Origin of the sequence: Brachyspira sp. (assembly GCF_029258575.1) — a bacterium.
GTDB lineage: Bacteria > Spirochaetota > Brachyspiria > Brachyspirales > Brachyspiraceae > Brachyspira.
In genome coordinates this window covers 1-9,874 of record NZ_JARHYI010000133.1, presented here as the reverse complement: position 1 = coordinate 9,874, position 9,874 = coordinate 1, and the positions used below count along the sequence as shown (strand labels likewise).

9 protein-coding genes and 1 pseudogene are annotated in these 9,874 nt (G+C 23.9%); 5 read left to right on the top strand and 5 right to left on the bottom strand.

Going from position 1 to position 9,874, the window contains the following annotated elements:
* Positions 1 to 72 precede the first annotated feature (72 nt).
* Both Q1J76_RS10485 and Q1J76_RS10480 read left to right on the top strand, forming a co-directional pair.
* Positions 73 to 1,026, top strand: coding sequence for a segregation and condensation protein A (locus tag Q1J76_RS10485; protein ID WP_300370024.1), 954 nt, complete (start codon positions 73 to 75; stop codon positions 1,024 to 1,026).
* 49 nt (positions 1,027 to 1,075) lie between these two features.
* A complete protein-coding gene (locus Q1J76_RS10480) occupies positions 1,076 to 1,573 on the top strand; it encodes a BspA family leucine-rich repeat surface protein (RefSeq protein ID WP_300370023.1) in 498 nt (165 codons plus the stop codon).
* Between the two features lie 6 nt (positions 1,574 to 1,579).
* Here Q1J76_RS10480 and Q1J76_RS10475 read toward each other — a convergent pair.
* Together Q1J76_RS10475 and Q1J76_RS10470 are read right to left on the bottom strand one after the other, a co-directional pair.
* Positions 1,580 to 1,849 (bottom strand): annotated as a pseudogene (locus Q1J76_RS10475) (Txe/YoeB family addiction module toxin).
* Complete coding sequence (locus tag Q1J76_RS10470) at positions 1,842 to 2,372, bottom strand: hypothetical protein (protein ID WP_300370022.1); 531 nt, start codon at positions 2,370 to 2,372, stop codon at positions 1,842 to 1,844. Before Q1J76_RS10470 ends, Q1J76_RS10475 begins: the two are co-directional and overlap by 8 nt.
* Before the next feature lie 136 nt (positions 2,373 to 2,508).
* On the opposite strand from Q1J76_RS10470, the gene murB reads away from it, so the two are divergent.
* Positions 2,509 to 3,414, top strand: a complete 906-nt coding sequence (gene murB / locus Q1J76_RS10465) for a UDP-N-acetylmuramate dehydrogenase (RefSeq protein WP_300370021.1) — start codon at positions 2,509 to 2,511, stop codon at positions 3,412 to 3,414.
* A gap of 255 nt (positions 3,415 to 3,669) precedes the next feature.
* Here murB and Q1J76_RS10460 read toward each other — a convergent pair whose 3' ends face one another.
* Positions 3,670 to 4,941: a hypothetical protein gene (locus tag Q1J76_RS10460; protein WP_300370020.1), complete on the bottom strand. Its 1,272-nt coding sequence runs from the start codon at positions 4,939 to 4,941 to the stop codon at positions 3,670 to 3,672.
* Positions 4,942 to 5,033: 92 nt separating this feature from the next.
* Entirely contained in the window at positions 5,034 to 5,795 is a 762-nt protein-coding gene (locus Q1J76_RS10455) for a DUF4253 domain-containing protein (RefSeq protein ID WP_300370019.1), read from the bottom strand.
* 129 nt (positions 5,796 to 5,924) lie between these two features.
* On the opposite strand from Q1J76_RS10455, the gene Q1J76_RS10450 reads away from it, so the two are divergent.
* Positions 5,925 to 7,199, top strand: a complete 1,275-nt coding sequence (locus tag Q1J76_RS10450) for a tetratricopeptide repeat protein (protein WP_300370018.1) — start codon at positions 5,925 to 5,927, stop codon at positions 7,197 to 7,199.
* Between the two features lie 126 nt (positions 7,200 to 7,325).
* Entirely contained in the window at positions 7,326 to 7,484 is a 159-nt protein-coding gene (locus tag Q1J76_RS10445) for a hypothetical protein (protein WP_300370017.1), read from the top strand.
* 245 nt (positions 7,485 to 7,729) lie between these two features.
* Here Q1J76_RS10445 and Q1J76_RS10440 read toward each other — a convergent pair whose 3' ends face one another.
* Positions 7,730 to 9,673, bottom strand: coding sequence for a lysozyme inhibitor LprI family protein (locus Q1J76_RS10440; protein WP_300370016.1), 1,944 nt, complete (start codon positions 9,671 to 9,673; stop codon positions 7,730 to 7,732).
* Between the last annotated feature and the right edge of the window lie 201 nt (positions 9,674 to 9,874).

Below are 9,874 nucleotides of genomic sequence, written 5' to 3'. Positions count from 1 at the left end.
CTTGAATTTTTATATTTTTATAATATATTATAATTCATTATGCAATAGAATATAGAAAATATAGAGAATATAATGCAAGATAATATAGAAAATAAAAAAGAAGAAAATAATATACAGCAAAATAATGATAAGCCAAATTATAAAGAGTTTACAGTATCATTATCAAGTATAGATTATGAAGGACCATTGTCTATACTTTTTGATATGCTTAAAAGAAGTGAAAAGAGTATATATGAAGTTTCTATACTTGAGATAATAGATCAGTTTGTAGAGTATCTTAAAGTTCAAGCTGCTTTAAATTTAGATTCTACAGGAGATTTTTTGGTTGTAGCTTCTGAGTTTCATCTTTATAAATCAAGAATGCTTCTTCCTCATGATATAGAGGATGATAAATTTACAGATAGACTTAAATTTGAAATAGTAGAACAGATGCTGGAGTTTCAAAGATATAAAATGGCTGCTGAGGAACTTGATAGCTTTCAGGATATACCTGATTCTATATTCGAAAGAAAGGATACGGAGAGAGTAAAATTCTTCAAAACTGTGAATGCTGATGATAATGAAATAGCTTGGAAAGATATCACTCTTTACGATTTAGTATATGCTTTCACAAAGGTTCAGTTTGTCCCTGAAACAGATTTAGCTGTTCTTTCTGGGATGTCTAATTTCCATATAGATAATGCTATTGATATGATAAGAATAAAATTATCAGAAACAGCTTTCTTTCCATTCGTTACTTTATTTAAAGATGGGGTTACCAAAAGACAGCTTGTTACATTCTTTTTGGCTATGCTTGAACTTGTTAAAGAAAAAGAGATTTTGCTTAAACAGGAAATGAAATTCAAAGAGATTTATGTTTTTAAAAGAGATGATAGTTTTATGCATAAAATTAAAAATAATACGGAAGATGAAATAAATAATTCTGAAGATATAGAGAATAATAAAGAAAATAAAGCAGATGAAATAAATGATGCGTATAAAACTATTCCTGAAAACAATAATAATATTAATGAATCAAATAATTAAAATTGATTAAGAAAGAGAAACTTTTTTATTAAATTTACGGATATTAATTATGTATAAACCAAAAAATAAAATTGAATTAAGAAGTCTGATAGAAAATAATAATATATATTTGGGAGATATTGATACTTATTTAATAACAGATATGTCTATACTTTTTGAGAAGCCTAATTTTGCATGTTTTGAGGGTTCTTATAATGAATATGAAAGTTATAATGTTCGTACAGATTTTTCAGGTATAGAGAAATGGGATACTTCTAATGTTATTGATATGAGATCTATGTTTCATAATATAAAGAATTTTAATATAAATATTAATGATTGGAATGTTGCCAATGTTATTGATATGAGTTATATGTTCTATGGCGCGGAGTCTTTCAATCAGCCTTTATATAAATGGAATGTTGTTAATGTTAAATCTATGATTTGTATGTTTAAGAATGCTTGTAATTTTAATCAGGATTTGAATGCTTGGAGTATAAATGCAGATATTAAAGATATGTTTTTAAATACTTCTTTGACAGAAAATCCTAAATGGTATTATAAATAGATTTTTTTATTTATCATCATAATGACCTTTACATGATAAAATTATTAGATCATTATTTTCTATTTTATATATTAATCTGTGTTTTTTATTTATTCTTCTTCAATAGCAGCCTTTATATTTATGCTTTAATTCTTTGGGTTTTCCTATTCCTTCATAAGGAGTTTTTAATATATTTTCTATTAAATCATTAATTCTTTTAAGGATATCTTTATCTGTTTTTTTAAAAAATAAAATATGTTCTTCTGCTTTTTTAGTGAAAATAATATCATCATTCATTTTCCATAACTCTTAAATCTTTTATTGAGTATTTTACTGTTTTTCCTTCTTTCAGCTGTTTCAATGATATATCCAAATCATTTTCTATATTTACATTATACTTATCAAATAAATTTAATGAGTTTTTTATTATATCTAATATTTTTGTTACTCCCAAAATTGAAAATATAACTGTTGAAGCAAATTTATCATTTGTATTTCTTTTTCTTGGTATTCTTAAAGCTAAGAATTCATATTCAAATAATTTATTTTCTTCAGCTATTCTTACTATTTTAGAAGAACCTATATTTATATTCATAATTTCTTTTATCATATCAGAAAGCATATATGGAGGGTATTTACATATAGAAAATTTTATGAGATTTTTTAATTTTTTATTTTCATTTTCTAATTCATTATTTAAATTATCCAAATTGCCTATTATTGAATTTAATTCTTCTATTCTATTTTGTAAATCTTTTATTAGTTCTGCCTGATATTTATCATGTGCTTTAACAGATTTGATAGTATCTAGTATATCCATAAATATTATACCTTTTATATTTATTTATAACATTTTATTATAAAACACTTAAAAGTCAATATAATTAATTTTGTTGTAAAGTTTTATAAAATTTGTTATTATATTATAATTAAATAATATTTATTGGATTATTAGAATGGTTAAATCTTTGAATGGTGTTTTAAGTAGAAAGAATGTTTCACTCAAGAAATTTAATACTTTTAGAGTTAATGCTAAAGCTTCAGAATTTTATATACCTGAAACTATTAATGGTTTTATAGATTTGATTAAATATCTTAATGATAATAATAAAAGGTATATTATTTTGGGAGGCGGAAGCAATATATTATTTTTAGATAAGGTAATAGAGTTTCCTATTATTTATACAGGTTTTTTTTCCAGAGCCGAGCATACTTCCCATAATATTTTAGCTTATTCTGGTGCTAATGTTATGGATGTTGTAAAATATGCTTATAAAAATGCTTTTACTGGTTTGGAGTTTTTATATGGGCTTCCAGGAAGTATAGGCGGAGCTGCTTATATGAATGCAAGATGTTATGAGCATTCTGTATCTGAGTTTATAGACAGTGTTGGAATAATTGATGATAATATAGAGTATATGCATATTGGTATTGATGATTGTAAATATGCATACAAAAAAAGTATTTTTCAGGAAAAGAAATATATTATAATAGATATTAGATTCAAATTAAATAAAGCTTCAAAAAAGTTGATTAAGCCTGAAATGAATAAATATTATAAAGACAGAAAAAATAAAAATCAGTTTAAATATCCTTCTGCTGGAAGTACATTTTTGAATGATTATGAAACTAATATGATAGCTGGTAAGGTTATAGATTCAATTAATATGAGACGGGTTAGGGTAGGAGGAGCTATGGTTTCACCTTATCATGCCAATTTTATAGTGAATTATAATAATGCTTCTGGAATGGATATTTTGAATCTTATGAAGAAGGTAAAAGAAGAAGTTTATAATCAGAAAGGTATTGTCATAAATCCTGAAGTAAAAATAATATCTAATGATAGTAATATTAAATTATAATTTTTTAGCGGTAAACTAGCATATCATAACTTATTAAGTTGTAAGAAGTTTATCGCTAATAATTATTTTTTTAGTTTTATTTAAAACCCCACCCTATATATCTATTGTAGTAATTTTTATTTAAAAGCTTATTTAGCCTTTTTACTTATATCATAAAAGCATACCCACCCAAGTTTTTTTAAAATTTTTAATCTCATTATGAAAGAACTTAAATTAAGTTTGAATTATAATAAATTTATTATGTTAATTAACTCCTTATTTTAAAAGAGAGTAAAATAAAGGAATTATAAAACAGACTATAAAAGCCCAAACTCCATAAACATATATATAAAATACTGATTTAGTATCTCCAATAGTGATTTCTTTTATATTTGCAATATTATCATTTTTCTTGAATATTATTAGTGTAGACTTGATATTAAAAAATGTTATAAAAATTAAATTACCAAGCATAACTAAATTTGTACCTATCAATGTGATTTTATTTGGGCTTATACCATATTCTATTAATCTATAGAAAGAAGAAGTTAATACTAATATATCAAAAATAATAGCTATTAAAGGAAGAACAATATATAAAGCTTTAGTAAATATGCTAGATTTATAATCAATTCTTACAAAGAACATATTTAATACAATTACAGTAAGCATAATATTATAAAGTATAAAACTAGCTCTATTATCATAAGGGCTTATATCTGGAATTAAGAGAAGAATCAAAAGTATAAATATAAATAATAAACTAAAAGGCATTAATATTCTTGATAAATATATAGAAATATTAGTTTTCATATTTTTATAAACTGTATATACCAAAAATGGAAATAATGAAATGGAGAATGATATTGATAATATTACTAATGTATTTATTACATCATGATCTATACCATTTAAAATATCTGCAATTAAAAATAGAACTATAGCCGCAAATATTCCAAATACTGTTGATACTATACCTGCTATTAATCCTGCAAATATTGATATATCAGCAGAAAAAGTAAAGAATTCTGAAATGCTTTTAGAATTCAATACCTGAAAACCATTATATGATAAAGCTAATATTATAAAAAATATTATATTATTAAATATATATTTTATAGTATATATTTGCTTAAAAAAATCAGTATTATCTATAGCAACACTTCTTATAAAAAAACCACTGCTTAAATCTACAATAAATATAAAAACAATTGATAGAAATGTTATAAAGATGTTTTTTAAATTGAAATTCTTATTTATATAAAATATTAAACTTAAAGAGAAAAAATAAAATAAATGTAAAAATGGAATTAATAAAGTAAAAAGCTCACCTGAATCTATAAATGAATTATCAAGGAATCTAAAAATTCTATTACTCATAAACAAAACAGTACCTGTAATGAATGTTGAAGCAATAAGACCTATAAAAACAATTATTAAATTTGCTATTAAATTATTTTCTAATATTTTGCCTATTTTACTGTTTATATGATTTATTGCATTTATTTTTTCATTCGTATTATTATTTTGAATATTGTTTTTTTCCATTTTACTCCCGAATCATCATACTCCATATCAGTAAATCAAAATCGAAAATAATTATAAATTAAATAAATATAAAAGTCAATTATAGAAATAAGTTAATCCCACCAGAAATACCAAATATCTGATTTTAATAATGTAGCAGCTAATTTTCCATGATCATAATCTTCTCTGTATTGATCCACTCTATCAATGCAGAAGAAATAATGTTCTTTAGCAAGTTCTCTGGCTTCTTCTTCAGTTTGAGGTTTTTTTTCTGACCAAAGCTCCCAAGTATCATAACTCACTACAGCAGGATAGGCATTATATTTTTCATACCAGTATTTAAAAATGGAAGCCTGACTTTCGGGATTAGGACAATCATTGAAACCTCCCATAGGTATATAGCATGACAATTCATAAGGGTTAAGAGTAGGAATTTTTGCTAATATTAAATCAACAGTTCTTTCAGTTTCATAATCATAATATGAACAAAAACTATTGAATACTTCAAAGTCTTCTACTATAGGAGTATTAAATGATTTTTTTATCTCTTCAATATATTCTTTATCATCATAGATATCTTCTATGTTTTGATTTAGAAATTTTTTATAATCTATTTCTTTGGATTTTTCTATATATTCATTTATTAATTTTCTTGAATCTTCAATTTTAATATTATTATCTTCCAAAAATAATTCTAAAGTTTCAGTAAGATATTCGCTTGGTATTATAATAATAGGAGTATATCCTTCCTTTTTACCTTTCTCAAGATTTTCTTTATACCAATTCATTATTTTAGTATCATCTTCAAGTCCGCTTTCAAGTATCTCATAATCGCATTTCAAAAAGTCGATTATAAATTTTATATCTTCATTCATACATTATACTCCTCATTATTTATATAGTAAAATATAACATAATAAAAAAATATATGTGAAAATATATTGACAAAATAATACTTTATTTTATATTAGCAAAATTGAATTATAATTGTATAAGGGGATAAAATGTCATACTTTGAAGAGGGCTTAAAATTATTTAGAGAAACTAAATTTGAAAGAGCATTAGAATTATTTATTAAAGCTTTAGAAGAGGATAGTAATAATTCTGAAATATATAATTATTTAGGTATTTCTAAACAGGCTTTAGGACTTTATGAAGAGGCAATTAATTATTACAGCAAAGGTACAGAGATAGATGAAAACTATGCAGAACTTTATTATAATAGGGCAGACTGTAAATGCAATTTGGGCTTTTATGAAGAGGCAGTTAAAGATTATGATAAGGTAATAGAATTAATACCTACTCATTCAATGGCTTATGATAACAGAGGATTTGCCAAAGGTAATTTGGGATATTATGAAGAGGCTATTAAAGATATTGACAAATCTATTATTTTAGATAGCATGAATATTGATGCATATATGGATAGAGCTTTTATAAAATTAATGTTTGGCAAATATATTGAATCTATAGAAGATTATCAAAAAGTATTAGAATTAGATGATAAAGAGATACATGCTTATAATGGTATAGGCGATATAAAAAGAAGTATGGGTCTTTATGAAGAAGCTATTTTCTACTATGATAAAGTTTTAGAAATCTCTAATGCTAATAGTTCATATGCATATAATGGCAGGGGTATTTGTAAAATAGGGCTTGGAATGTATAATGAAGCTATAGATGATATAAATAAAGCCTTAGAAATATACGATGAATATACAGATGCTTATAATAATAGAGGAACAGCAAAATATAATTTGGGACTTTATAAGCAATCTATTGAAGATTTTGACAGAGCTATAGAATTATCTCCACAGTATTTTTATGCCTATAATAATAGAGGAAATTCGAAAAGTACTTTGGGGCTTTATAAAGAAGCTATAGAGGATTTTAATATTTCTATCAGTATAGAGCCTCAATATATTGATGCATATTATAATAGGGCATTGGCTAAAAATAATATTAATAAACATTTGGAAGCTATTGATGATTATGATATAGTATTAAAATTGAATAGCAATCATATTGATGCTTACTTTAATAAGGCATTATCTTTTTATAATTTAAAAAACTATGAAGAGGCAATTAAAAATTATGATAAGGTTATAGAGTTAAATCCTAATTCTGCTGATGCTTATAATAATAGAGGTTTCATAAAATATACTATCTCTTTATATGAAGAGGCTTTAAAAGATTATGATAAGGCTTTGGAAATATTTCCTGATTATGAAAAGGCAAAACAAAATAGAGATGAAGTTTTAGAAAAGATAAATAATTAATTTTTATTATAAATTGGATTATTATGCTTAAATATTATAAAACTTGTGATGAATTATTTTATCAGTTAACGGATACTATAGAAAGCACTGCAGAAGAAAATAATAATTTAACTATGTAGATGCTATTTGATACATGCGAGGATATTGGTTTTTATAATAGAACATAACGATTATTCAGATGAAGCAATATTGATATTATCAGAAATATTTATAACTTATAATTTAAAAGATAATGATTATAATGAAACAAAAAAGAGTAATATAAAAAGAGGAAAAATAATATAGCTGTTTAAATATATTCTATAATTTTCTCATTAATATTTTTTATATTTTCTAGTTTATTTGGAATTATATTTTCTTATATACCATTTATTTTATTAAAAAAATATTTCTTTACTTTTTTAACGGTTAATAATTATTTATCTTCATTAATCTAATTTTATTTTTATATATAAATTTTTTGTTTATAAAAAATCCTTCTATAACTAAAAATTAATTATAGAAGGATAATGGTATTCATAATTTTTTTATTATTGTATATTCAAAATCTTAAGCATTTCAGTTTCTATTTTTTTTATATCGCCTTTTGCTTCCTGAATAGCTTTTATTTCTGATCTTCTTTGCTCCAATAATTCTTCCTGACCTTTTTTATCCAAAGTTTCTTTCTTAGCGAAATACGCATCGCTTATAAGTTTGTCAGCTACTCTCAAAGTTCTGTCAGATACTATTGCTTTGTCCGATGCATTTTCTGCTTTAGACATGTCAAAGCTGGCATCAGTTTTTAAAGCTCCTTCAGGTACTCCGTCAAGTATATTACCTTTCCATTCCAATTTAGGCTGATAACTATATGTAATATAATCAAAAACTTCTGCATTCTTTATTTCATTATTATCAATGAATATATCACATGCTTTATTATTAAGAGTATCCAATAAAAGAATTTTATTTTTGCCATTTTCTGTGTATATTTTTTGAGTACATTCCAAAACTTGAAAATCAGGATTATTAATAAGCAGTCCTGTTTCTGAATCAAAATCTATTTCCAAATTATCTTTTAAAAGTAAGGTATAATGTGCTATACCGCCTCTTCCTGCAGAACTTATATATTCTCCTGAAAGCATTAATTCTTCTTTGCCGTCATTATTTATATCACATAAGAAGAAAGATACACTATGCAAAGGATAATACATTTTACTGGCTACATAAGATAAATATTGTTCTATATCAAAGTTAGATGAATCTATAAATTGAGAGCCTTTAGTATAATCTTTCAAATCATTTGTAGAAATTGAATTAATTTCAGCAGATTTTACTTTATCTATATCTCCAAGTCTGAAATTATAATTTTTTATCTCTTTAAATGAAGCATATAAATTATCTTTCATAAACTCAGGATTATAATAATGCATATTTACTAATCCGTTCATAGTGCTTTCAATTAAAAATGTATTCTTTTTAAACTCAAATAAATTAAGGTTGTTCAAATCGTTATAACAATAAACGGTATTAGGATTGTAATAATTTTGATAATATTCTAAATAGTCTTGTATATCATCATTAGCTAATCTATTATTTATATAAGTTTTGATATATTTGTTCATTATATTTGTATTAGCTATTTCCTCTATTATCATTAATGAAGACATTCTAGCTGTACCTTCGTATTCAATTGAAGTTAAGGAATAATTATTTTCATTAAATAAATCTATATATCCAGTATCTTTTACAATGTATCTATAGAAACCATTGTTATAAGCATCAGCGACTAATTTTTCTGCCCTTAAAGAATTAGGGGATTTTATTATATAATCAACTAATTTCATTTTATTGCTGTACACATTCGCATCATCATATTCTCTCATCATCATAGCAATATTAGTACCGCCTGCTTTTTTCCATTCTATTAAATACTTTTTTTCTTCTTCAAAATAATAAAGTGAATCTGTAGCAAAATGCGATAAGAACAAAGCTAAATAAACATCAGCATCTTTTTTACTTAATTTTAATAATTCCTCTCTTGCTTTTTTTAATGCTAAATTCTGCTCTACATACAAATATTCATCAGCATAATAATCTGTAAAATTTTCATTATACATATCCAAACTGCTGAATGTTTCACTAAATGGATCATAATTAACATTTGATATAAACTCTATAGAATATTTTTTTCTTTCATCATCATTCGCAAATTTTCTATTAAGAAAATCAAAATTTCTTTTTGTCTTTTCATTATTTTCTCTTACATTTTTAAGCTCTTCATCAAATTTAGCTTTATCTACTCTAATGCCTTTATAAACATATTTCATATCAAAGAATTCTTTTTGATTATTTATTTGTTTACTTTGATTGTCTGATGAAGCAGTTATTTGTTCATTAGTATTTTGTGCTGTTTTATTTGTTTCTTTGTTTTTACCGCAGGAAATTATTGAAACTATTAAGAGAAAAATATAAATAATGGAAAGAATATTTTTCATGTTTTTACCCTCTGTATGTATTATTATTTTTCGCATTCTAAATTAGAATAATTAAATTTTCAATTATAAAATATTAGGGGCTGTCCTAGATAACTAAAAAAGCTCCTTCTTTGCTAAATTATATACTATTTCTAATTGTTTTTCAACTTTTGGAGTATTAAAGCGAAATTGACATTCTTTAATAAATAAATGAAAATGTTT